We start from the raw sequence: 23,458 nt of genomic DNA on the forward strand, positions 1-23,458 counted from the left end.
TTAAATAAGTCATAATTAAATGATAGAATATTTGGAATGGAGGTGCTATATGCTTGTAGATTTTCATATACATTCCATCTTTTCAGATGGTGTTGAAACACCTAAAGATCTATTGCAACATGCCATAGACTGTAATGTATCTATGATGGCTTTAACCGATCATGATGAAATAGACGGCATTCAAGCATTGCGTGCTGCTCAAAAGAAGTTAGATCCTAATGAATCTATTAAAATCGTAAATGGCTGTGAATTTAGTGCTGATTATAAAGATAAGTCAATTCATATTTTAGGATATTGTTTTGATGAAAATAATAAAGATTTAATCGATTTTATTACGTTTTTTAAAGGAAAACGTGAAGAACGTATCGATGAAATTATCCGTCGTTGTAACAATGAAGGATATTATATTACAAAAGAAGAGCTCATTAAACAATTTCCTGATACTAAAGCTTATGGTCGCCCACATATTGGTAAACTTTTAATTGATGATGGTTATGCCAAGGATATTAATGATGTATTTAAAGGTATTCTTCGAAAAGATAGTCCTTGCTATGTTCCTAAGGTAAAAGTAGAGGTTCCTTATATTATTGATATTATACATAAAGCTGGAGGACTTGCTGTTATGGCTCATCCTAAATTGGTTACCAGTGATGAATATGTGTTGGAAATGTTAGATTATGATTTTGATGGTATGGAGGTATATCACTCAAAGCATAATGATGATGATGTGGAGCGATATAAAGAATTCGCTAAAAAGCATAAGCTATTTATTACTGGTGGTTCTGATTACCATGGTATTGTAGGCAAGAAACCTGATAGATTTGGTGATTACTTAGTATCTGGTAAGGATGTATCAGAATTTATTAGTTTGTTATAAATGACGAGGTAGGCTATGGAAGTCGTTGCTTTTGTAGGTAGTAGTGGCACAGGTAAAAGTCATCGTGCCCTCGTAGTTGCTCATGAAAATAAAATTGAATGTATCATCGATGATGGTATTTTGATTCATGATAATAAAATTGTAGCTGGCTTTTCTGCAAAAAAAGAGTCTAGTCGTTTAAAAGCTGTTCGTCGTGCTATTTTTCAAGACGAAGTACAAGTTAAATCCGTACGAGAACAATTAGATAAGATTAAACCTAATAAGCTTATGATTATCGGCACTTCTGATAATATGGTTAAGAAGATTACTAAAGCTTTAGGCTTACAAGAACCTGATCGATATATTCGTATAGAAGATGTTGCAACACCTAAGGAAATTGAAAAGGCACAACATGCACGTCTTAAAGAGGGTAAACATATAATTCCTGTGCCGACTATGGAATTAAAGCCACACTTTAGGGGGTATTTGATTGATCCAATCAAAACCATGTGGCGCCGCAGGACTTTGAAAAAACAAGATCAAGATACCTTAGGTCAAATTGGTTCTGAAGGATTTGAACGTTCTGTTGTACGGCCAGCTTTTAGCTACTATGGTCGACTCACTTTTGACGATGAAGTAATTATTAAATTGATTAGAAATGGGTTAAAAAAAGTAGCTGGTGTTGATGAGACCAGTATAATTTCTTTTAAAAAAAGCGACAAAGGTCAAAACGGTCTTGTTGTTGATATGGCTGTAGTTATTGAACATGGATATCCTGTTAAACCGTTGATGCAACAGGTACAAAAATCTGTTCGCAATGAAATTGAATATATTACCGGCATGTCTATTGAACGCATGTCCATTAAAGTTAAGAATATTATTGAAACAAAACGAAAGATTGTTAAAGTGTAGGAGTTAGAATGAAGTCTTATTATATTTACACCTATGGTTGTCAAATGAATACTGCCGACTCTGAGCGATTATCGCATCAGCTGGAATCTGTTGGGTATATACCAACAGAGAATGTTGAAACTGCAGATTTAATTCTGCTAAATACTTGTGCAGTGCGTGAAAATGCAGAAACTAAAGTTTATGGGCGTATAGGTGAGCTAAAAAGACTAAAACGTAATAATAAAAACTTGATTATCGCCGTCACAGGATGTATGGCTCAAAAAAATCAAGCAGAAATGTTTAAACGAGCTCCTCATATTGATATTGTATTAGGCACTCATAATATTCAACATATTAACGAGATGATTGAAGAAGTACAACATGGACATACGCATCAAATCAACGTAGATATGGATAACTCTGTATTACCTGAATTAGAGGCAAAACCAAATGGCTCTTTTTATGCATGGGTACCTATTATGAATGGATGTAATAAATTTTGCACCTATTGTATTGTTCCCCATGTACGTGGTAGAGAGATTAGCCGTCCTGTAGAGGCCATTGTTAAAGAGGTTACAGACCTAGGGGTTAAAGGATTTAAAGAGATCACTTTATTGGGGCAAAATGTAAACTCTTATGGCCTAGATTTTAAAGATGGTACAGATTTTGGTACATTAGTTGATGCTCTTGATGGTATTCCTGGTATAGAACGTATTCGCTATATGACAAGTCATCCTCAAGATATGAGTAAGTCTATGATTGATGCTCTTGGTAGGTCATCCAATATTGTGACGCATTTACATTTACCTATTCAATCTGGTTCCAATCGTATTTTAAAGAAAATGAATCGTCATTACACGGTAGAACATTATAAAGAATTACTTTCTTATTGCCGTGAAAAAATAAAAGATGTGGTGGTGACTACGGATATCATTGTAGGTTTCCCAGGAGAAACTGAGGAAGATTTTCAAGCTACATTACAATTATTAAAAGATGTGCGCTATGACATGGCGTATACGTTTATCTACTCTAAGCGATCTGGAACGCCAGCAGCAACTATGGATGATCAAATTCCAGAAGAGATTAAGCGCGTTCGCTTACAAACATTGATGGATGTACAAAATGAAATCTCTTATGAATTAAATAAACCTATGGAAGGACAAGTATTTGATATTATTGTAGAGGGACCAAGTCCTCGTGATGAAGACATGTGGTTCGGTCGTACATCTGGTAATAAAATGGTTTTATTCCCTAAGGATGACTCCCTATCAATTGGTCAAACTGTACCAGCTCATATCGATAAAGCTCAAACATGGGTTTGTTATGGTAGTATTGTAAAATAAACTATTAGAATCAAAAAGAACTCGTCACTATTATGTTAACTCTAAGGTTAGAATTTTTATCTAAAATTAGTTTGCTAAACATGTGGTGGCGATGTTCTTTTTTACCATAGATGCTGATTAGAAATCATATGTGTTATAATAATAAAATAATATAAAAGTTGTATATTGAAGACATTCATAGGTATGAACACCATTTACATTTTGTATTTTTACAAAGAAGGTGTAACTATGAAACTTGATTTAAACGCTGTAGGCGAAACGGCATTATTGACACTATATGCAAGAGCGAAAGATTATGAGTCAGATCAATCTGTATTAAAGGATCAGAAATCCTGGGATATTTTAAAGCATATTGATTATGATTTTGATCAATTTAAAGATGTTAAGATGTCTTATTATGGAATTTTAGGACGAGCAAAAGTAATCGATGAAGAGATACGAAACTTTATATCTCTATATCCAGATTGTATCGTCGTATCATTAGGTGCCGGTTTAGATACTATGTTTTATCGAGTCGACAACGGTTATATTGATTGGTATAATATCGATTTTGCCGGAGTGATTGAAGCACGTACACAATTTTTTGAGCCTCATGAACGAGTCCATAATTTAGTGAGTTCTATAACTGATGAATTGTGGACTAAAAATATTGAGATAAATGGACGAAAACTACTGCTTGTTAGTGAAGGTGTAGTTATGTATCTTACATTGGATGAAATGAAGCAGTTTTTAGGCTTGCTGACTGATTCTTTTGAAGAGTTTACGTTATATCTTGATATGATTTCTCCATATGTGGCGAAACGCACTAAACAACATGATATGCTTAGTAAAATGAATGTTTCTTTTCAGTGGGGAACTAAGGACGGTCATGAAATTGTAGTTATGAATCCTAAGCTTAAACAGACTGGATTGATTAATTTTACAGGAAGTATGTTGTCCTTAGCACCTATTGTTTATAAATTATTATACCCGTTTATATATTTGTTTAATAATCGTATGGGAATATACGAATATAAGCGGAATCTGTGATATGACTCATAATATATGAGGTGAATATGAGTAAAAAGCAAACACCTATGATGGAGCAGTATTTAGATATTAAATCTAGATACTCTGAAGAATTATTGTTCTTTCGATTAGGTGATTTTTATGAATTATTTAATGAGGATGCTTTAGTCGCATCACGTGAACTTAATATTACCTTAACAGGTCGTCCTACAGGAGATGAGGAACGCACACCGATGTGTGGCGTTCCTTTTCATGCGGCTGAAAGCTACATAGAAACGCTTGTAAAAAAAGGATATAAAGTTGCTATCTGTGAACAACTAGAAGATCCTAAAGCAGTTAAAGGCATTGTTAAGCGCGATGTCATTAAAGTTGTTACTCCTGGTACAGTGATGACAGAAAATGGTAACGATGCACGGTCAAATAACTTTTTATCATTATTTTATATGGTAAAAGATACGTGGATTCTTGTGTTTTCTGATGTATCTACAGGGGAAGTTATTTGGCACCGCATTACTGATTGTGAAAAACGCAGTGATATGTACGATGCACTCAGCATGTATAGACCAAGTGAAATCATATTGCCTGAAGGAACGATATTACCGCAAGATATTCAGGATTTTATTGAAAATCAATTTAGTAATGTCGTATTTTCTCCTTTTTCTACATACTATACACAACGTGAAGTAGCTGAAAAAGCTGTAACTCATTTCGGTGATTTAGGCCTTATGGAAGAGGATGTATGGGAAGCATTAGGTTATATGCTTTTATATTTAGAGGATATCATTAAATCTGAAATTTCTCATATCAACTATGTACATCAATTAAGTGTAGGTAATCGCCTTATTCTTGATACATCTTCTTTGCGGCACCTTGAAATTACTCATAATTTACGCGATGGTGGACAAAAAGGTACTTTACTGGATGTACTAGATCGTACGTTGACACCAATGGGGGCACGCCTTTTAAAACAATGGCTTGAAAGTCCATTAACTGATATAAATCAAATACAACGTCGTCAAGCAGCCGTTTCAGAACTTATTACACGCGGTGCTGAACGTTCTCATATTCGTAACTTTTTAGATTGTATTTACGATTTTGAACGCATCGTTGGTCGTGTTGAAACCGGATCTGTGTCTCCCAGAGATTTAACGGCTCTTCGTGAGTCATTAGCAGTTCTACCTGATATTAAGAATGTATTAGGTACATGTTCAAGTCTAGCTTTAACATCTATTAATGAGCGCATGCAAGATCATAAAGATATTTATGACTTATTATGTCGAGCTATTGCAGAGCAACCAGCGTTGACATTAAAAGACGGTCGTGTTATTAAAGATGGATTTAATGCTGATTTAGATGAGCTACGTTCTTTAGCGACTAATAGCGAGCAATGGCTTGCTAAGATGGAAGCGGATATTAAAGAAGCTACAGGGCTTTCAAAAATTAAGACTGGTTACAATAAAGTGTTTGGTTACTATTTCGAGGTATCCCATAGTAAATCAGAACAAGTACCAGACTATTTCATACGAAAACAAACCCTGGCCAATGCTGAACGCTATATTACGCCTGAGTTAAAAGAGTTTGAAATTAAAATTCTCAGCGCAAAAGATAAAATCATCGCTTTAGAGCACGAACTATATCAACAATTGCGTAATGATATTAAACTCGTTATCAAAGATGTGCAAGAAACGGCTCGTGCTCTTGCAGACCTTGATGTATTATGCTCATTAGCATTAGTTGGATACGAAGAAAACTATATTTGTCCAACTATTGTGATGAATGGTCAAATCAATATTCGTGATGGTCGTCATCCTGTTATTGAAAAGTTCTTAAAACGTGAGGTATTCGTACCAAATGATATCGTTTTAAATCATGATGAAGAAGAATTTTTACTCATTACAGGCCCTAATATGGCAGGTAAATCTACTTACATGCGTCAAGCGGCTATCTTAATGATTATGGCACAGATTGGTTCCTTTATCCCTGCTCGTGAAGCGTCTATCTCACCTGTGGATCGTATTTTTACACGTGTCGGTGCTAGCGACGATATTTCTACTGGTCAAAGCACGTTCATGGTAGAAATGAAAGAGGTAGCGTATATTTTAGAAAATGCTACTCATAATAGTTTAATTATTCTCGATGAAATTGGTCGGGGTACGAGTACCTTTGATGGTTTGAGTATCGCACAAGCCGTAGTGGAACATATTTGTAAGCACATTCATAGCAAGACTTTATTTGCAACGCACTACCATGAATTGATTTGCTTAGAAGAAAGCTATAGTAAATTAAAAAATTATACCGTTGCAGTTAAAGAAAAAGGGAAAGATGTTGCTTTCTTGCGTCGTATCATTAAAGGTGGTGCAGATCGCAGTTATGGTATCCATGTTGCCAGACTGGCGGGCCTACCTAACTCTGTATTAAAACGAGCTGAAGTGATTTTAGAATCCTTGGAAGATCAAAGTCATGATGCAAGTGACTTAAATAATCGAGTTATGGGTGCTCAACTTACTAATGTGGCAAAACCAGCGGTTAAGCAAGTTAGTGATTCTCCACTAGGCAATTTATTTACCCATTCCGTAGTAGATAGTTTACTGGAAGTCGATGTAATGAGCATGACTCCAATTGAAGCATTAAATAAATTATATGAACTACAAGAGGAGGCTCGTAAAGGAGGCGGGAAATAATGGCAACCATTCACGTATTGGATGAAACGACAATCAATAAGATAGCTGCCGGTGAAGTCGTTGAACGTCCCGCATCAGTTATTAAAGAGCTCATTGAAAACTCTATTGATGCGTCTGCCACTAATATTGAGGTTGAAATTGGTGAAGGCGGTGTGGCCTATATGCGGATTACTGATAATGGTATCGGTATGACGGAGGAAGATGCTCGCTTGGCGATTCTACGTCATGCAACCTCTAAAATTCAACAAGTAGAGGACCTCTTTGATATTGCGTCCCTAGGCTTCCGTGGGGAGGCTTTGGCTAGTATTGCCTCTGTATCTCATTTCTCTTTGACTACTCGTAAAGCAGACTCTGATTTGGGGACTCGTATTACTGTTGATGGCGGCACTTTTACCGATTGCATTCCTTATGGTGCGGCACCTGGTACAACTATCGAAATTAAAGATTTATTTTATAATACGCCGGCTCGTCGTAAATTCTTAAAAACGGAGCGTACAGAAGCCTCTAAAATTCAAGATATTGTAGGGAAATTAGCTCTAAGTAATCCACATATTTCTTTTAAGCTTATCATAGATGATCGGGTAGCTATTATCACACCAGGAAATGGCGATATTAGTGATACTGTAGCTGCGCTATATGGATATAAAACCAAAGATGATATTTTTACTGTTGCTTATGAAAGTGATTCTATCTATATCGATGGCGTAGTGAGTAAGCCCACACTTCTTAAAAGTACAAGGATATGGCAGACCATTATCGTCAATAATCGCGTGATTTCTGATAAAACCATAATGAAGGCTATCGATAATGCATACCATGCACTATTGCCGAAAAATGGTCATCCTTTAGTGGTACTAAATATTACTGTGCCTGCGAGAATGGTTGATATAAACGTACATCCTCGCAAGAGTGAAGTTAAATTCTCAGATGATAAGATTATATTTAAAGCCGTATATCACGGTATCTTAAATGCTTTAAATAATCCACTCCATGAGAGATACGAACGAGAGTCATCATCTTATATGACTGGTACAGTTGCTAACATATCCGATAAATATGGTAATGATATTGCTAGTAATAGTAATAGTAATAGTGATATTAAGAATTTTAGTTCTAATAGTACATTCTTAGCTGGTAATACTACTTATGATTCTTATCAAGCACCTACTGTTGTACACGATTCGATGCAGTCAGCTGAACATATAGCAACAGCTATAGATTATGATAAGGTTTTTGGTGGACGCCGTACAAAAGGCTATGAAGTCATGCGCGGTGAAACTTCGCAGTTTGTGGAAAATCTTAAAACAAAGGGGTATACACCACCTGCACCTAAGGCTACTTATGAACAATCCTCTTTTGTAGATGAAAGTTTTGAAGCTGTTCCTACTGCATACACTAGTTATACTTCGGAAGATGTAGAGAAGTTTAAATCCTTGTCTCACGATATTCGTAACGAAGAGATAGAAGAACGTACAATTCAAAACTCGGGCTTTTTACCAATGGGTCAAGTTGCATCTTGTTATATATTAGCTAAAAAAGGTGATGATCTATATATCATAGATCAACATGCTGCACATGAGCGTGTGCGTTATGATAAGTTGTGTAAGTCTTCTGAATCGATTCCTATGCAATCTATTTTGGTTCCTCAGTATAGTGAGGCCACAAATGATGAAATGAATTTAGTAGAGGAAGAACGAGAAACATTACTTGATCTTGGCTTTGATGTAGAGTTAGGTGGTCCTACTAAGATAAAATTAGTAGGGGCTCCAGTAGATTTAGTAGAGTCAAAAGCATTTGAAATTCTGCAATATATATTCTCTTACTTACATGATCATCAACAGCCTACTAAGGCCCAATTACGACATGAAATGTTAGCTTATGCATCTTGTAGAGGGGCCATCAAGGCAGGTCATAATTTAAATATGTATCAAATGACTACCTTAATTGAGGACTTATTTAGTACCGAAAAACCATATGTATGTCCTCATGGTCGTCCTACGATTATCAAATTTACACCTGATGAATTAGGTAAATTATTCTTACGGTCTTAATATGAATATATTAACTACAGCTCAAAAATCTAATGAGGCCATTCAAGAGGAAGCCAAAGCTTTGGCTTCCTCTATGCATATGGCCTATATAAAAAGAGGAAAATTATCTATACCAGCATTATTTAATGCTCATCCATGTGATTTTATTGCTGTTCTTTCTGGTAATGGCTTAACTATTCATTTTCCTGATAATCAGCAACATAGCTTTCATTTATCCATGGCTCAATTACGTATACTACGTTTGCAACGTGGAGAAGGAGATCATTTAATTAATGCTGTTCAGACAATACTAAGTACTAATGAAATAACTGATAAAGAAGAATTTTCGTTTCTTGATTGTACAATTGGTCTTGGTAGTGACAGTATCGTCATGAGCTATGCTTTTCCTCAGGCTAAAATAAAAGGTCTAGAAGGTTCTCTATCTATATGGCTTGCCACATCTTATGGTTTATCTCATTATTCGCATAATGTGAAAAGTGTGACGGACGCATTACGTCGTATTGAGGTAAGTTATGATACCTTTGAAAACTATGTACCTAATCTACCAGATGAAAGTATAGATATTATTTATTTTGATCCTATGTTTGAGGTCCCTGTAGAGGATAGTCCTCAATTTAAACCACTTCGTGGACATACTGTGGAAAGTCGTATTGATGATAAAATTATGGAGGAAGCTATGCGTGTTGCCTCTTATGGTGTTATTATTAAAGAACGACCATTTAGTTCTGTCTTTCAGAAATATCCACCTCACCAATGGGTGGGGGGAAAATATAGCCGTATAGGTTATGGAATATATATGAAGGAGTTATTGTGAATCCCTTAATTACCATCGTTGGACCTACTGCGGTAGGCAAAACAGATCTTACCTTGGAATTAGCAGAACAGCTACATGCTGAGGTTATTTCTGGTGATGCTTACCAGGTTTATAAACAACTTAATATTGGTACCGCTAAACCATCGGTGGATGAACTTAATCGGGTGAAACATCATCTCATCGATATACTGGAACCAAATGATTCATATTCGGTATCTATTTTTCAAAATCAAGCTAAAGAAATAATTGCAAGATTAAAAGATAGAAATATTCTTCCTATTCTGTCTGGTGGTACAGGACTGTATGTCCAATCATTATTGGAGAACTACAACTTTAATGATGTTAAACCTGACGAATATTTGCGAGCAGAACTCGATGAGATCTATAGTACAAAAGGTATTGAAGGCTTACGAGACTATGCTTTCACATTAGGTAAAGAGCATAATATAGAGATACAATATAGCGACAAACATCGTTTGTATCGAGCTATTGAGATATTACATCATGGTGATGTAGATTCGTTGCGAAATCAGACAAAAGATGGTGTATCCTATAAAGGACCTGTTATCGGTCTTATGAGAGATCGTGATAAACTATATGAGCGCATCAATTTACGGGTTGATATGATGTTTGATGCAGGCTTGATTGAAGAAGTGGAACAACTCATAAAATTTAGTGTGAAGCCAGATTGCCAAGCATTTAAAGGTATTGGCTATAAAGAAGTTGTTGACTATATAAATGGCAATATAATATTAGATGAGTGTCGTGACTTAATTAAGAAGAATACACGTCACTTTGCTAAGCGCCAAATTACATGGTATAAACGTATGCCATATATAGAATGGATACATATTGATAGCAATACATCTAAAGATTTTATATTTAATAAAGCTATGGATTTAATCCGTAGAGAAGGATTAGCATGACATTAGAAGAAATACGTAGTAAAGCCCTAGAAATGGCTGAACCAGAATTTAAGAAATTTGAACCTATTGCATTGGCCAATACAAAAAAAGTATTAGAAGCCTTTAAGGAATGCCAAGTATCTGATTATCATTTCACTGGTACTACTGGTTATGGATATAACGACGTAGGGCGTGAAAAATTAGATGAAGTATTTGCCTATGTATTTAAAGGTGAAAAGGCTATCATTCGTCCTCATTTTGTTTCTGGTACACATGCGTTAGCTACTACATTAATTTCTTTGATGGGAAATGGCTCTAAAGGGACAGAGTTTATCTATGCCGTAGGGGCTCCTTATGATACGATGCAATCCGTTATCGGTGCCGCTCGTGAAGTACGTGGTTCTTTAGTAGAAAAAGGCTTTACCTATACTGAGGTACCATTGAAAGATAATACTTATGATGTTGAAGCTATTGCTAACGCTGTTAACGATAATACGCGGGTAGTAGTCATTCAACGGTCTAGAGGCTATAGCACTCGTGAACCTTTATCTATTGCAGATATTAAGATTATTGTAGATGCTGTAAAAGCTAAAAATTCTAAAACGATTTGTTTCGTAGATAATTGTTACGGTGAATTTACAGAGCTGCAAGAACCATTAGAAGCTGGTGCTGATATTATGGCTGGCTCTCTCATTAAAAATGCAGGTGGCGGTTTAGCACCAACTGGTGGTTATATTGTTGGTAGAGAAAACCTTGTAGAGGATGCAGCGTATCAATTGACAGCTCCTGGACTTGGCGATCATATGGGTTCATATGCTCCTGGTTATCGCTTGTTCTTCCAAGGTTTATTTATGGCACCTCACGTAGTATTACAAGCTCTTAAAGGTGCTGTATATACGGCTGCTGTAGGTGAGTTACTAGGCTATGATGTATTCCCTAAGGTAAATGCTGATCGCTATGATTTGATTCAAGCCATTAATCTGAAAAATGGGGAAGAAATGGAGCATTTCTGTGTAGGTATGCAAGCCTATTCTCCTGTAGATGCTCACGTACATCCTATTCCTGGGGATATGCCTGGGTACGAAGATAAAATCATCATGGCTGGTGGTACCTTTGTACAAGGTTCCTCTATTGAACTCAGTGCCGATGGTCCTATACGTCCACCATATACAATTTTCATGCAGGGTGGCCTAGTATTTGAACATTCCATGCTTGGTATTTTAGGAGCTGCTGAAGAACTATTAAAACATAGATAATATTTAGAATCTCTTTCTTTTGTGAAAGGGATTCTTTTTATTTCAAATCTTTTCAATATACCTATTTCTAGGCTATAATATAAGTTGCTATAATTTTATAGCAATACTACTCGGACTTTTACACCGAACTAGTGTTTTACACGTCAGGCTTTCACCCTGATTAGTTTTATGATCAAGAGATCATTAAAAGGAGAAAGTATGGAAAAAGTTATCGCTGTAGCTATGAGTGGCGGCGTAGACAGTTCTTTAACTGCTGCAATGCTATTAAAACAAGGCTATAAAGTATTTGGTATTACCCTATGGTTATGGGTGAGTGGTACGCCCTATGATGAGGTGCCTCTTGCCGTAACTGATGCTAAGAAGATGTGTGATTTTCTTGGTATCGAGCATCATGTTATCGATGCTCGTGATGTATTCTACGAAAACGTAGTAGATTACTTTGTAAAAGAATATGCCTATGGTCGTACGCCAAATCCTTGTGTATTTTGTAACAAGAACATCAAGTTTGACTTGATGCTCAATCGTGCTCTTGAATTAGGTGCCACACATATGGTAACTGGTCATTATGCACAAGTAAATTATAATGAAGAAACAGGTCTATATGAGTTACATAAAGGTGTTGATCCTACAAAAGATCAAAGTTATGTTATGTACAATATGAACCAACGTATTTTGAGTCATCTTATGTTCCCATTAGGTGGTCAATGTAAGACTGAAACACGTAAATTAGCTGCTGAATATGATTTGCCAGTCGCTAAAAAACCAGATAGCGTGGATATTTGTTTCTTGCCTCATGGGAACTATCAAAAGCTAGTGGTCGAAGAAATGAAGGGTAAACCAGAGTCTGGTAATATCGTTACCGAAGATGGTGAGGTATTAGGTAAGCACAACGGCTTATTTAATTATACGATTGGTCAACGTAAAGGTCTTGGTATTGCATATAAACACCCTTTATATGTTATTGGATTTAATGGGGATCGTAATGAGGTCATCGTGGGTCCTAACGAACGTCTCTTTACAAATCGCATGATTTGTAAGTTCTATAACTTCTTAGATGATACAATTCATAAGGAATTGAAGGCAGAAGGAAAAATTCGCTATGCAGCTAACCCTTCTCCTTGCATAGCACGTATTTTAGATGACGATACAATGGAGGTTATTTTTGAAGAACCACAACGGGCTATTACCCCAGGTCAGTCTGTAGCCTTTTATAATGGCACTCAATTATTGGGAGGTGCTGTTATCGATCGCGTATGTTAGAAAGGAGAATACAAGTTCTTTGAACTTGTTTACATAGTATGTCAACGAAAAAGATTCGAAACTTCTGTATTATAGCTCATATCGACCATGGTAAATCAACCATCGCTGATAGATTAATTGAATATACTGGTACATTACAAAAACGTGAAATGGAGGCTCAAGTTTTGGACTCCATGGACCTTGAACGTGAACGCGGCATTACTATTAAAGCGCAATCTGTTCGTATTTTGTATAAAGCTCAAGACGGTGAAGAATATATTTTGAATCTCATTGATACTCCGGGCCACGTCGATTTCAGCTATGAAGTATCTCGTTCTCTTGCAGCTTGTGAAGGGGCATTACTCGTAGTCGATGCTGCACAAGGTGTGGAAGCACAAACGTTGGCAAATGTATATCTCGCTTTAGAACATGATCTTGAAATCATTCCTGTTATTAACAAGATTGATTTGCCGTCAGCAGATCCTGATCGCGTTAAACAAGAAATTGAAGATATTATTGGTTTAGACGCTTCTGATGCTGTATTATGCTCTGCCAAATCAGGTATCGGTATTCCTGATATTTTAGAAGCTATTGTAAATAAAGTTCCTGCACCACCAGATAAATCTGATAAGCCAACAAGAGCCTTGATTTTTGATAGCCGTTTTGATGTGTATAAAGGTGCTATTGCTTATGTCCGCGTAAAAGAAGGGTCTATAAAAGCAAAAGATACAATTCGCATGATGCATGATAAAAAGGACTTTGATGTTACAGAACTCGGTATTTTTACTCCCAATCTTGTACCTGTGCAAGAATTACCATGTGGCTCAGTAGGTTGTATTGCAGCTAGCATCAAAAATGTAAAAGATTGCCATGTAGGCGATACTGTAACATTAGCTAATAATCCTGCATCAGAACCATTGCCTGGTTATCGTAAGGCTGTATCTATGGTGTACTGTGGCCTTTATCCAACAGAATCTAAAGATTATGAAAACCTTCGGGATGCATTAGAAAAGTTACAGCTTAATGATGCTGCCTTAGAATATGAAGCAGAAACATCATTGGCATTGGGTTTTGGTTTCCGTTGTGGGTTTCTCGGTCTTTTGCATATGGACGTAATTCAAGAACGTTTAGAACGTGAATATAACTTGACGCTTATTACGACGGCTCCATCTGTAAATTACAAAGTGTACAAAACAAATGGGGAAATGCTCGAAGTCGATAATCCTGCTAAATTACCACCTCCAACGGAAATTGACTATATCGAAGAGCCTTATGTAAAGGCTACAACAATTGTACCTAAAGATTTTGTTGGTACTATCATGGAATTATCTCAAGATAAACGCGGTGAATATCAATCTATGGAATATTTGGATGAAACACGCGTATCTGTCGTTTATCACTTGCCATTGAGTGAAATCATTTATGATTACTTTGATAAATTAAAATCCGCTACAAAGGGATATGCATCTCTTGACTACGAATTGATTGGATATAAACAATCTCCAATGGTTAAGATGGATATTCTCTTAAATGGAGATCCTGTAGATGCATTATCCATTATTGTACACAAAGACCGTGCAGCTACACGTGGTCGTGCATTAGCTGAGAAATTGAAAGAATTGATTCCTCGTCAAATGTTTGAAATTCCTATTCAAGCGGCGGTAGGTACAAAAATTGTGGCTCGTGAAACTGTAAAAGCTTGGCGTAAGGATGTTTTGGCAAAATGTTACGGTGGTGATATTTCTCGTAAGCGTAAATTACTTGAAAAACAAAAAGCCGGTAAGAAACGCATGAAGTCCGTCGGTTCCGTAGAGATCCCGCAAGAAGCATTCATGGTGATTCTCAAGGTTGAGGACTAATAAAATGAAAACAGATTCTGATATTCTGAATCTGTCTACGCTGAGGGATATGGGGCTGTATGTCCATATCCCTTTTTGTAAACAGAAATGTATGTATTGTGATTTTCCTGCTTATCAAAATTTACAAGATTATTACGAAACCTATGTATATGCTTTAGTTCAAGAAATCGATTTATGGGTCTTTGAACATCCAGAGTCTACATCTAAAGCTATTGATACAATTTATTTTGGTGGAGGTACGCCTACAGAATTATCGATTCAACAACTACAGATGATTCTTGATAAAATCAAAAATACTTTTACAATTTCTGACGATTGTCATATGACTATTGAATCAAATCCTGGGGAAGTAGATCTATCGTATTTAACGAAACTTGTTAAACTAGGATTTAATCGTATAAGCTTTGGTGTTCAAACATTTGATGATAAGGCGCTTACATTGCTTCATCGCAGTCACAACGGGGAACAGGCAAAACAAGCCGTTTATGATGCTAAAGAGGCGGGCTTTACCGATATCAATATTGATTTGATTTATGGTTTGCCACGACAAACATTAGAGGATATTCAACATAATTTAGATATTGTAAAAGATTTACCGATTAATCATATTTCAACGTATGGACTTCAAGTTGAGGTAGGAACGTATCTATATCATTTAGTACAAAAGAACCTTATTTCTATTCCTAGTGAAACCATTGATGAATCCATGTATGATACGATGATGGAAGGATTAAAAGATTTAGGCTTTGAACGATATGAGATTTCAAATTTCGCCAAGGCTAATTCCTATAGTCGTCATAATTTAAAATATTGGCACTATATAGATTATTTAGGCTTTGGTGCTGGTGCTCATTCCTTCTATGACGGAGTACGCCGTAGTAATAATCGTAATGTAATGCCCTATATACAATCTGTTGACAGATATATTATGCCTACTATCGATACGGAGACGATTACTTTAGAACGAGCTCAAGAGGATTTTTGTTTTTTAGCTCTTCGCACTAAATGGGGCCTTGATAAGCAAAAATTCGAAGATAAATTTGGCGTATCTATCCATGATTTGTTTGCTACTACTTTAGAGGATTTAGTTAGTAAAGGTCTATTAGAGTATCAAAATGCAAGTTATCATTTAACCGCTGAAGGTGCCAAGCATGGGAACTATGTATTTAGTCAATTTATTCGTGAGTAATTTCTCACAGTTTCTCAAAATCTAATATGTTAGTATAAATAGGATGATGGTGAATAAGCATGCTAGATTTGAGGAGGAGCGATGAAGACATCTGTAATATTACACGGTTTACATAATGAATTTACTTTAGATCAAATGAAAGCATGCATAGAACTTGCTGAAAAATATGGTGGATCCTTCCGTCATGTTGTAACAGGTATACAAATTACAGGTATTGAAAAAGATGATAAGGAACAGTTTATTTCTGAATTGCCTGATGGCGTGACAACTGTTATTCATAGAGGTGTTAATTCCTTAATTGCTTGTGTAGGTAAAGGCCATTGTAAAAATGGACAAATGGAAACTAAAGAATTGGCTGATTATGTAGAGAGAAAACATTACGGCCGAAAAACCTCTCACAAGTGCAAAATCGGCATCAGTGGATGTGGACGTAACTGCCCAGATGCAATGGTAAAGGATATTGCCTTTATTGGTACATCTCAAGGTTTTATGTTGGCTGTTGGTGGTAATACAGGCATGAGACCTGAAGCAGGAAAAATTTTAGCAAGAAAACTAACTATTGAGCAATCTAAAAAAGCTGTAGATATTTTGATTGATTGGTATGCTAAATATGGTGAACCTCGTGAACGTATGGGGAAACTGTTGGAGCGTCTTGGTAATCCATTAGAAGGGGTAGATCTATAAATTAATTAGTACATTTTAGTTCTAATTGATTTATAGTTTATAGTCCGTAAATTCTTGGGCCAAAAAAGTATTTTAACTAAGAGTTTATTGACAACTAAATTATTATATATAAACACTTATACTATTTCAGGTTTTAATAATATAAATTTTATTAGACCAATATATTCTAATATTTAAATTTTAGGATATGACATAAACGTAGATAGTATAAGTGTTTTCTTATTGTTACACTTTGATTTTTTGACCAATTAATTAAAAATATTGAATTGTCTTTTTGACTAAATAGATATTATTTGACTTTTTAAGGATTTTTCTGCTTGACATTTTTTTTGAATATGATAATATTATACATGCGATTAGCACTCAAAGTTAATGAGTGCTAACAAGAGGTGTCATTATGGATGAAAGAAAACAGCGCATCTTGCGAGCCATAATTGAAGACTATGTTAAGTCCGCAGAACCTGTAGGATCTCGAACGATTGCTAAAAATTATGATCTTGGCATCAGTCCTGCTACGGTGCGGAACGAAATGTCCGATTTAGAGGAATTAGGCTATTTAGAGCAACCTCATACATCGGCTGGGCGTATTCCTTCAGCTAAGGGCTATCGCTTATATGTTGATTCTATGCTGAGTCGACAACCTGTTCCATTACAGGATGCTGAAAAAATTGAAATGTTATGGAAACGTTCCAATGGATCAACGAGTGAACTCTTTCTAAATATGGCTAAACTACTTTCACAGGTAAGTCATAGCATGAGTTTATTCTTAGCACCAGCCCATGATAGAGCATTAATCAAATACATTCATGTATTACCGCTAGATAGTCATCAAGCCATTATGGTAGTTATTACTGAAACAGGAGCACTCGATAATGAGTTGATGTACTTTGGTGAAAGTGTTTCACCAGAGCTTTTACAAAGTCTAGCCATACAATTTAGCAATGCACTACAGAATGTAAGTATTGGTCATGTAACGGCTGAGGCCTTAGGATCTATATTGGTCCATATGGAAGGACCGCAGGGAATTTTATTAATCCTTTCGGAGACATTATTACGAGCTATTAATAAACGTAAGTTGTTCTATTCGGTAGGTACCACAGAGTTGTTAAATCAACCAGAGTTTAAGTCTGTTGAGAAGGTACAACCCTTGCTTTCCTTAGTGGAAGAACAAAATCAATTAGGACAGTTATTAAAAGATGATTCTCCAACACCTGTTAAGGTCAAGATTGGTATTGAGAATGAAACTGAAGCGCTACATTCAATGAGTGTGGTACAAGCTGATTTTACGAATCAAGATCAGCCTATCGGAACTCTTGCTATTCTTGGTCCAACGCGGATGGAATACGGACGTATCATCGGCATGTTGTCCCATATGAAACATATAATGGAAACTATGGTAAAAGAACAAAACAGAAAGGGCAAATAATGGCTGAAGAACAAGACATTAAACAAGAAACAGTGGAGGAAACAGAGGATACTACGAATGTAGAGGAACCAACTGTTGAAAAAACTGAAGAAGCTGTGGCTGATGCTGCTCAAGTGTTAGAAGAACTTAAAGCCGACTTTGATAATCGCTATAAACGGTTACAAGCGGACTTTGAAAATTTCAAACGTCGTACTAACCAGGAAAAAGAGCAACTTGCTGGATATGTAAAAGGGGATGTATTAACGGACCTTCTTCCTGTATTGGATAACTTTGAACGGGCCGTTCAAAGTCCTGCAGAAGGGGAAGCAAAAGTATTCCTCGATGGATTCATTATGATTCATCAAAATTTGATGGCTATGTTATCTAAACATGGTTTAGCTGTTATTGAAGCTGTGGGGCAACCATTTGATCCAAATTTCCATCAAGCGATTATGCGTGTACCGTCAGATGAATATGAATCCGATACGGTGTGTGAAGTATTGCAAACTGGCTATACTGTTGATGGTCGTTGTATACGTCCAGCAATGGTAAAAGTTGTTGAATAGATTATAAAGTTTTAGGAGGTATATATTATGGCAAAGGTAATTGGTATTGATTTAGGGACAACAAACTCTTGTGTTGCTGTTATGGAAGGCGGCGAACCTACGGTTATTACAAATCAAGAAGGTGCACGTACAACTCCTTCCGTTGTTGGGTTTGCAAAAAATGGAGAACGTTTAGTTGGTCAATTGGCTAAACGTCAAGCTGTATCTAACCCAGAAAATACAATCATTTCTATTAAACGTCACATGGGTACAGACTACAAAGTAACTGTAGAAGGTAAATCTTATACTCCTCAAGAAATTTCTGCAATGATTCTTCAAAAAATCAAAGCTGATGCAGAAGCTTACTTGGGCGAACCTGTAAAACAAGCTGTTATTACAGTTCCTGCATACTTTACAGATGCTCAACGTCAAGCTACAAAAGACGCAGGTGCCATTGCAGGTCTTGAAGTACTTCGTATCATCAACGAACCTACAGCAGCTGCTCTTGCATATGGTGTAGATAAAGATGAAGATGGTAAAGTTCTTGTATTTGACCTTGGTGGTGGTACATTCGACGTATCTATCCTTGAACTTGGTGACGGTGTATTTGAAGTATTAGCAACATCTGGTAATAACCACCTTGGTGGGGATGACTTCGACCAACGCATTATGAACTACCTTATTGAAGAGTTCAAAAAAGAAACTGGTATCGATTTATCCAATGATAAATTAGCTGATCAACGTTTAAAAGAAGCTGCTGAAAAAGCAAAAATTGAATTGTCTGGCGTAGCTAGCACAAATATCAACTTGCCATTTATCACAGCTGATGCTACTGGTCCTAAACATTTGGATGTAACATTGACTCGTGCTAAATTTGAAGAATTAACTGCTGATTTGGTACAAGCTACTATAGAACCTACTCGTAAAGCTATGAGTGATGCTGGCTTATCTGCATCCGATATCGATAAAGTATTGTTAGTTGGTGGTTCTAGCCGTATTCCAGCTGTACAAGAAGCAATCAAAAAAGTATTGGGTAAAGAACCAACTAAAAATGTTAACCCTGATGAATGTGTAGCTATTGGTGCTGCTATTCAAGGTGGCGTATTAGTAGGTGAAGTTAAAGACGTATTGTTACTTGACGTAACGCCATTGTCCCTTGGTATCGAAACAATGGGTGGCGTATTCACACGTATTATCGATCGTAACACTACAATCCCTACATCTAAATCTCAAGTATTCTCCACTGCCGCAGATAACCAACCATCTGTAGATATCCATGTATTGCAAGGTGAACGTGAGTTCGCAGCAGATAATAAAACATTGGGTCGTTTCAACTTGGATGGTATCCCAGCTGCTCCTCGTGGGGTTCCTCAAATCGAAGTAACATTTGACATCGATGCTAATGGTATCGTACATGTAAAAGCTAAAGATTTAGGTACTCAAAAGGAACAAAAGATTACCATTACTTCTTCTAGCGGCTTGAAAGAAGAAGAAATTGACCGCATGGTTAAAGAAGCTGAAGCTCATGCAGCGGAAGATAAAGCTAGAAAAGAAGAATTAGATGTTAAAAACAATGCTGATTCCTTAGTATATCAAGCTGAGAAAGCATTGAAAGACCTTGAAGGTAAAGGCGATGCTGCTTTGATGAAAGAAGTAGAAGAAGCGAAAGATAAATTGAAAAAATCTATCGAAGCTGGCAATATCGAAGACATCAAAAAAGATAGTGAAGCTTTGGAACAACCATTACATAAATTAGCAGAACAAATGTATGCAGCAGCTCAACAAGCTCAACAAGCAGCTGGTGGTGCTGAACAAGGTCAACAACAAACAAAATCTGATGACAATGTAGTTGATGCTGATTACACAGTAGTGGATGATGACAAGAAATAAGAAGGGTTGGTAACGAATGGCACGAGATTATTATGACATCCTAGGGGTTAGTAAAAATGCCTCTCAAGATGAAATCAAAAAAGCCTTCCGTAAAAAGGCACGCCAATACCACCCAGATGTAAATAAAGATAATCCAAAGGAAGCGGAAGCAAAGTTTAAAGAAGCTAACGAAGCTTATGAAGTCTTGTCTGATGAAACTAAAAAAGCTCAATATGACCAATTCGGCCACGACGCCTTCAAACAAGGAGGCGGCGCTGGTGCCGGTGGTTTCCAAGGCGGCTTTGGCGGTTTCGGTGGTCAAGCTGGAGACTTTGGTGATATCTTTGGCGACATTTTTGGTGGCATGTTTGGTGGTGGACGCCAACAACAAGGCCCTCAAAAAGGTAATGACTTGCGTGAAGATATCGATATTTCCTTTGAAGATGCAGCCTTTGGTAAATCTATGGAAATTGAAGTGCATCGTCATGAAGAATGTGATCACTGTCATGGTACTGGTGGTGAACCAGGCTCTCGTGTCGATACTTGTCCAAACTGTCATGGTTCTGGTCAAGAAGCGGTTATTCAAAATACTCCATTTGGACGTATGCAGTCCGTTCGCACTTGTTCCCGCTGTCATGGTACGGGTAAAAGCATTGAAAAACCTTGCTCTAAATGCCGTGGTACTGGCGAAATGTTGGCTAAACGGAAGATTTCCATTAAAATTCCAGCTGGTGTAGATAGCGGATCTCGTTTACGTGTAGCCAATGAAGGGGAACCTGGTATTTTAGGCGGTCCTAAAGGGGATCTCTATGTATATATCTTTGTTCGTCCTCACAAGGAATTTGAACGAAATGGTAATGACGTTATTAGCCGTGTAAATATTAGCTTTGCTCAAGCTGCTCTTGGTGCGACTATACAAGTTAACACTTTAGATGGTAAAGTAGAGTTAAAGATTCCGGAAGGTACTCAAACGGGAACGGCATTCCGCGTAAAGGGCAAAGGTATACCATATTTGCGTAACCCTAACCAAAGGGGTGACCAACACATTGTGGTAACCGTCCAAACGCCTAAGAAGTTGACAGACACTCAACGTGAGCTATTGTTACGCTTTGCAAATGAAAGTAATGAAGATGTAAATAACTTACAAGTGAGCAAAAGTCTCTTTGAAAAAATCAAGGACTGTTTGACTAAATGAACAGCTCATGTGAAGGAATGGTTTGTTCCATCACATTCCCTATAAAGGAGCATATATGCAATGGATAGAAGTATCCATTGTCTGTGAAAGAGTAGCCACCGATGAGGTGACTACTCTTTTTGACGATTATGCAGACAATGGAATTATAGAAGAAGATGTTGAAAATCAGCCTAATTTAATAAAATTAACTATGTATGCTGATATATCACTCGATATGAATATGATTAAGGCGGATTTAGTAAAACGGCTTACTGAGGCCAATATCAAGGTTATATCAATAGATACAGATATTCTTGATGAGTCAACTTGGTTAAACTCTTGGCAACAGTATATTGAACCTACAGAAATTTTACCTAACTTAATCATTAAACCAGCATGGCAGGAATACAATAATGTAGATAATAAAATTATTATTGAAATTGATTCAGATATTTCCTTTGGTACCGGGTCTCATGAGACGACACGGACTTGTGCAGAGCTATTAAAATCCTATAGTAAATCTATGGATCTTGATACAGTTACTTGTTTGGATATTGGTACTGGCACAGGTATTCTTTTATTAGTAGCAGCCCATTTAGGTATTAAAAATTTAGTTGGTATAGATATAGAAGAGTATGCTGCAAATCAAGCTAGAATTAACTGTGAGAATAATCATGTATCTGCTGAAATCATTTGTGGTAATTTGGATAGTGATTTCAATGGTACTGCCCAATTAATTTTAGCTAATCTAACAGTGGATCCCCTTAAAATACTATTACCTCAAATTGGTAAGAAACTGGATGATAGGGGCATTTTGATTATTAGTGGCATTATTGATGATCGTTATGATGAAATCATGCCATATATTGAGGCTCATTGGCATATTATTGAGGAGCGCGTTGCAGGGCCTTGGCATACGTTTGCGCTAGAAAAACGATGAAAAAGATTTTTATTCCTACACCATTAGATGAAATAATAGAATTACCAAAAGATGTAACCCATCATGTACTACATGTATTTCGCCATAATATGGAGAAGCCTATAACTGTAACCGGCAGCGACAATCGTTGTGGTACATATCAAATTACAGCAGAAGTAGATGGTAAAGCTCAAGCAAAACTGATTGAATATGTAGAAGGAAATCTAGCATCGTATCGTACTATTCTAGTTCAATCATTATTAAAAGGTGAAAAGCTAGAATGGGTGTTACAAAAGGCGACGGAGTTAAATGTGGATACAATTTATCTTGTGCCCACAGCTAACTGCGTAGCTAAATATGATGAAAAAAAGCTTCAATCAAAAGTAAATCGTTGGGAAAAAATAATGCTAGAAGCAGCTCAACAATGTGGACGAAATCACTTGCCTACACTAGTAGTAGGAGAGACGCTTTTACAAGCATTAGACATTGAATCTGAGGCGTTGAAATTGGTAGCCTATGAAAATGAAGCAGGTCAGACTATCAAAGATGTACTTAAAACTTTACATTCCGATAAGTCTGTAACTGATGTTTTAATTTGTATAGGTCCTGAAGGGGGCTATCAAGAGAAGGAAATCAATGCTATTATAAAATATGGTGGAAAATCAGTATCGCTGGGAAATACAATTTTACGGGCTGAAACTGCTGCTATTGGATCGTTAGCGATGATTCGATATGAATTAGAATTATAAATTAAATAAGAATAGAGAGGT

The 23,458-nt window shown here is 36.6% G+C and carries 19 protein-coding genes; all 19 read left to right on the plus strand.

The genetic code is table 11. The features are described 5' to 3' along the window. Nucleotides 1-49: 49 nt before the first annotated feature. The gene (locus KHY58_RS00705) at nucleotides 50-877 is read left to right on the plus strand and encodes a PHP domain-containing protein (protein ID WP_278471530.1); all 828 of its coding nucleotides are present in this window, start codon (nucleotides 50-52) and stop codon (nucleotides 875-877) included. A gap of 15 nt (nucleotides 878-892) precedes the next feature. Beyond that, the gene (locus tag KHY58_RS00710) at nucleotides 893-1,768 is read left to right on the plus strand and encodes an Asp23/Gls24 family envelope stress response protein (RefSeq protein ID WP_004695710.1); all 876 of its coding nucleotides are present in this window, start codon (nucleotides 893-895) and stop codon (nucleotides 1,766-1,768) included. Between the two features lie 8 nt (nucleotides 1,769-1,776). Beyond that, nucleotides 1,777-3,090: a tRNA (N6-isopentenyl adenosine(37)-C2)-methylthiotransferase MiaB gene (gene miaB, locus KHY58_RS00715; RefSeq protein WP_021148119.1), complete on the plus strand. Its 1,314-nt coding sequence runs from the start codon at nucleotides 1,777-1,779 to the stop codon at nucleotides 3,088-3,090. 228 nt (nucleotides 3,091-3,318) lie between these two features. Then, nucleotides 3,319-4,119 (plus strand): class I SAM-dependent methyltransferase, encoded by an 801-nt coding sequence (locus KHY58_RS00720; RefSeq protein ID WP_004697379.1) that lies wholly within the window; start codon nucleotides 3,319-3,321, stop codon nucleotides 4,117-4,119. Nucleotides 4,120-4,145: 26 nt separating this feature from the next. Beyond that, nucleotides 4,146-6,779 carry a DNA mismatch repair protein MutS gene (gene mutS / locus KHY58_RS00725; protein ID WP_004697306.1) on the plus strand — a complete coding sequence of 878 codons (2,634 nt, stop codon included), beginning with the start codon at nucleotides 4,146-4,148 and terminating at the stop codon, nucleotides 6,777-6,779. Beyond that, nucleotides 6,779-8,830 carry a DNA mismatch repair endonuclease MutL gene (gene mutL, locus KHY58_RS00730; RefSeq protein ID WP_077708390.1) on the plus strand — a complete coding sequence of 684 codons (2,052 nt, stop codon included), beginning with the start codon at nucleotides 6,779-6,781 and terminating at the stop codon, nucleotides 8,828-8,830. Before mutS ends, mutL begins: the two co-directional genes overlap by 1 nt. 1 nt (nucleotide 8,831) lies before the next feature. Next, nucleotides 8,832-9,644: a class I SAM-dependent methyltransferase gene (locus tag KHY58_RS00735; RefSeq protein ID WP_021148121.1), complete on the plus strand. Its 813-nt coding sequence runs from the start codon at nucleotides 8,832-8,834 to the stop codon at nucleotides 9,642-9,644. Next, nucleotides 9,641-10,570, plus strand: a complete 930-nt coding sequence (gene miaA / locus KHY58_RS00740) for a tRNA (adenosine(37)-N6)-dimethylallyltransferase MiaA (RefSeq protein ID WP_278471533.1) — start codon at nucleotides 9,641-9,643, stop codon at nucleotides 10,568-10,570. Before KHY58_RS00735 ends, miaA begins: the two co-directional genes overlap by 4 nt. After that, nucleotides 10,567-11,805 (plus strand): aminotransferase class I/II-fold pyridoxal phosphate-dependent enzyme, encoded by a 1,239-nt coding sequence (locus KHY58_RS00745; protein ID WP_021148123.1) that lies wholly within the window; start codon nucleotides 10,567-10,569, stop codon nucleotides 11,803-11,805. Before miaA ends, KHY58_RS00745 begins: the two co-directional genes overlap by 4 nt. Before the next feature lie 198 nt (nucleotides 11,806-12,003). Beyond that, nucleotides 12,004-13,065 (plus strand): tRNA 2-thiouridine(34) synthase MnmA, encoded by a 1,062-nt coding sequence (gene mnmA, locus KHY58_RS00750; RefSeq protein ID WP_021148124.1) that lies wholly within the window; start codon nucleotides 12,004-12,006, stop codon nucleotides 13,063-13,065. A 38-nt stretch (nucleotides 13,066-13,103) separates the two neighbouring features. Then, on the plus strand, nucleotides 13,104-14,903 hold the full coding sequence (gene lepA, locus KHY58_RS00755; protein WP_278471535.1) for a translation elongation factor 4: 1,800 nt from the start codon (nucleotides 13,104-13,106) through the stop codon (nucleotides 14,901-14,903). 4 nt (nucleotides 14,904-14,907) lie between these two features. After that, nucleotides 14,908-16,092 carry a radical SAM family heme chaperone HemW gene (gene hemW / locus KHY58_RS00760; protein WP_077708391.1) on the plus strand — a complete coding sequence of 395 codons (1,185 nt, stop codon included), beginning with the start codon at nucleotides 14,908-14,910 and terminating at the stop codon, nucleotides 16,090-16,092. A gap of 81 nt (nucleotides 16,093-16,173) precedes the next feature. Further along, nucleotides 16,174-16,776 (plus strand): nitrite and sulphite reductase 4Fe-4S domain protein, encoded by a 603-nt coding sequence (locus tag KHY58_RS00765; RefSeq protein ID WP_004695732.1) that lies wholly within the window; start codon nucleotides 16,174-16,176, stop codon nucleotides 16,774-16,776. Nucleotides 16,777-17,173: 397 nt separating this feature from the next. Beyond that, nucleotides 17,174-18,202 (plus strand): heat-inducible transcriptional repressor HrcA, encoded by a 1,029-nt coding sequence (gene hrcA, locus KHY58_RS00770; RefSeq protein WP_021148127.1) that lies wholly within the window; start codon nucleotides 17,174-17,176, stop codon nucleotides 18,200-18,202. Then, a complete protein-coding gene (gene grpE / locus KHY58_RS00775; RefSeq protein ID WP_004696996.1) occupies nucleotides 18,202-18,747 on the plus strand; it encodes a nucleotide exchange factor GrpE in 546 nt (181 codons plus the stop codon). The genes hrcA and grpE overlap by 1 nt, the downstream gene beginning before the upstream one ends. A gap of 27 nt (nucleotides 18,748-18,774) precedes the next feature. Continuing rightward, nucleotides 18,775-20,616: a molecular chaperone DnaK gene (gene dnaK / locus KHY58_RS00780; RefSeq protein ID WP_004697142.1), complete on the plus strand. Its 1,842-nt coding sequence runs from the start codon at nucleotides 18,775-18,777 to the stop codon at nucleotides 20,614-20,616. A gap of 16 nt (nucleotides 20,617-20,632) precedes the next feature. Continuing rightward, on the plus strand, nucleotides 20,633-21,790 hold the full coding sequence (gene dnaJ / locus KHY58_RS00785; RefSeq protein ID WP_278471537.1) for a molecular chaperone DnaJ: 1,158 nt from the start codon (nucleotides 20,633-20,635) through the stop codon (nucleotides 21,788-21,790). A gap of 55 nt (nucleotides 21,791-21,845) precedes the next feature. Beyond that, nucleotides 21,846-22,709, plus strand: coding sequence for a 50S ribosomal protein L11 methyltransferase (locus KHY58_RS00790; RefSeq protein WP_008713878.1), 864 nt, complete (start codon nucleotides 21,846-21,848; stop codon nucleotides 22,707-22,709). Next, entirely contained in the window at nucleotides 22,706-23,437 is a 732-nt protein-coding gene (locus KHY58_RS00795) for an RsmE family RNA methyltransferase (protein WP_004695742.1), read from the plus strand. Before KHY58_RS00790 ends, KHY58_RS00795 begins: the two co-directional genes overlap by 4 nt. The last annotated feature ends 21 nt before the right edge of the window (nucleotides 23,438-23,458 follow it).

The sequence above is a fragment of the Veillonella parvula genome (assembly GCF_018366295.1).
Taxonomy (GTDB): domain Bacteria; phylum Bacillota; class Negativicutes; order Veillonellales; family Veillonellaceae; genus Veillonella; species Veillonella parvula_P.

What these genes read in the sequence shown, in the direction of transcription:
- KHY58_RS00705 (WP_278471530.1), top strand. Translation starts at nt 50, where the DNA reads ATGCTTGTAGATTTTCATATACATTCCATCTTTTCAGATGGTGTTGAA.
- KHY58_RS00710 (WP_004695710.1), top strand. Translation starts at nt 893, where the DNA reads ATGGAAGTCGTTGCTTTTGTAGGTAGTAGTGGCACAGGTAAAAGTCAT.
- miaB (WP_021148119.1), top strand. Translation starts at nt 1,777, where the DNA reads ATGAAGTCTTATTATATTTACACCTATGGTTGTCAAATGAATACTGCC.
- KHY58_RS00720 (WP_004697379.1), top strand. Translation starts at nt 3,319, where the DNA reads ATGAAACTTGATTTAAACGCTGTAGGCGAAACGGCATTATTGACACTA.
- mutS (WP_004697306.1), top strand. Translation starts at nt 4,146, where the DNA reads ATGAGTAAAAAGCAAACACCTATGATGGAGCAGTATTTAGATATTAAA.
- mutL (WP_077708390.1), top strand. Translation starts at nt 6,779, where the DNA reads ATGGCAACCATTCACGTATTGGATGAAACGACAATCAATAAGATAGCT.
- KHY58_RS00735 (WP_021148121.1), top strand. Translation starts at nt 8,832, where the DNA reads ATGAATATATTAACTACAGCTCAAAAATCTAATGAGGCCATTCAAGAG.
- KHY58_RS00745 (WP_021148123.1), top strand. Translation starts at nt 10,567, where the DNA reads ATGACATTAGAAGAAATACGTAGTAAAGCCCTAGAAATGGCTGAACCA.
- mnmA (WP_021148124.1), top strand. Translation starts at nt 12,004, where the DNA reads ATGGAAAAAGTTATCGCTGTAGCTATGAGTGGCGGCGTAGACAGTTCT.
- lepA (WP_278471535.1), top strand. Translation starts at nt 13,104, where the DNA reads ATGTCAACGAAAAAGATTCGAAACTTCTGTATTATAGCTCATATCGAC.
- hemW (WP_077708391.1), top strand. Translation starts at nt 14,908, where the DNA reads ATGAAAACAGATTCTGATATTCTGAATCTGTCTACGCTGAGGGATATG.
- KHY58_RS00765 (WP_004695732.1), top strand. Translation starts at nt 16,174, where the DNA reads ATGAAGACATCTGTAATATTACACGGTTTACATAATGAATTTACTTTA.
- hrcA (WP_021148127.1), top strand. Translation starts at nt 17,174, where the DNA reads ATGGATGAAAGAAAACAGCGCATCTTGCGAGCCATAATTGAAGACTAT.
- grpE (WP_004696996.1), top strand. Translation starts at nt 18,202, where the DNA reads ATGGCTGAAGAACAAGACATTAAACAAGAAACAGTGGAGGAAACAGAG.
- dnaK (WP_004697142.1), top strand. Translation starts at nt 18,775, where the DNA reads ATGGCAAAGGTAATTGGTATTGATTTAGGGACAACAAACTCTTGTGTT.
- dnaJ (WP_278471537.1), top strand. Translation starts at nt 20,633, where the DNA reads ATGGCACGAGATTATTATGACATCCTAGGGGTTAGTAAAAATGCCTCT.
- KHY58_RS00790 (WP_008713878.1), top strand. Translation starts at nt 21,846, where the DNA reads ATGCAATGGATAGAAGTATCCATTGTCTGTGAAAGAGTAGCCACCGAT.
- KHY58_RS00795 (WP_004695742.1), top strand. Translation starts at nt 22,706, where the DNA reads ATGAAAAAGATTTTTATTCCTACACCATTAGATGAAATAATAGAATTA.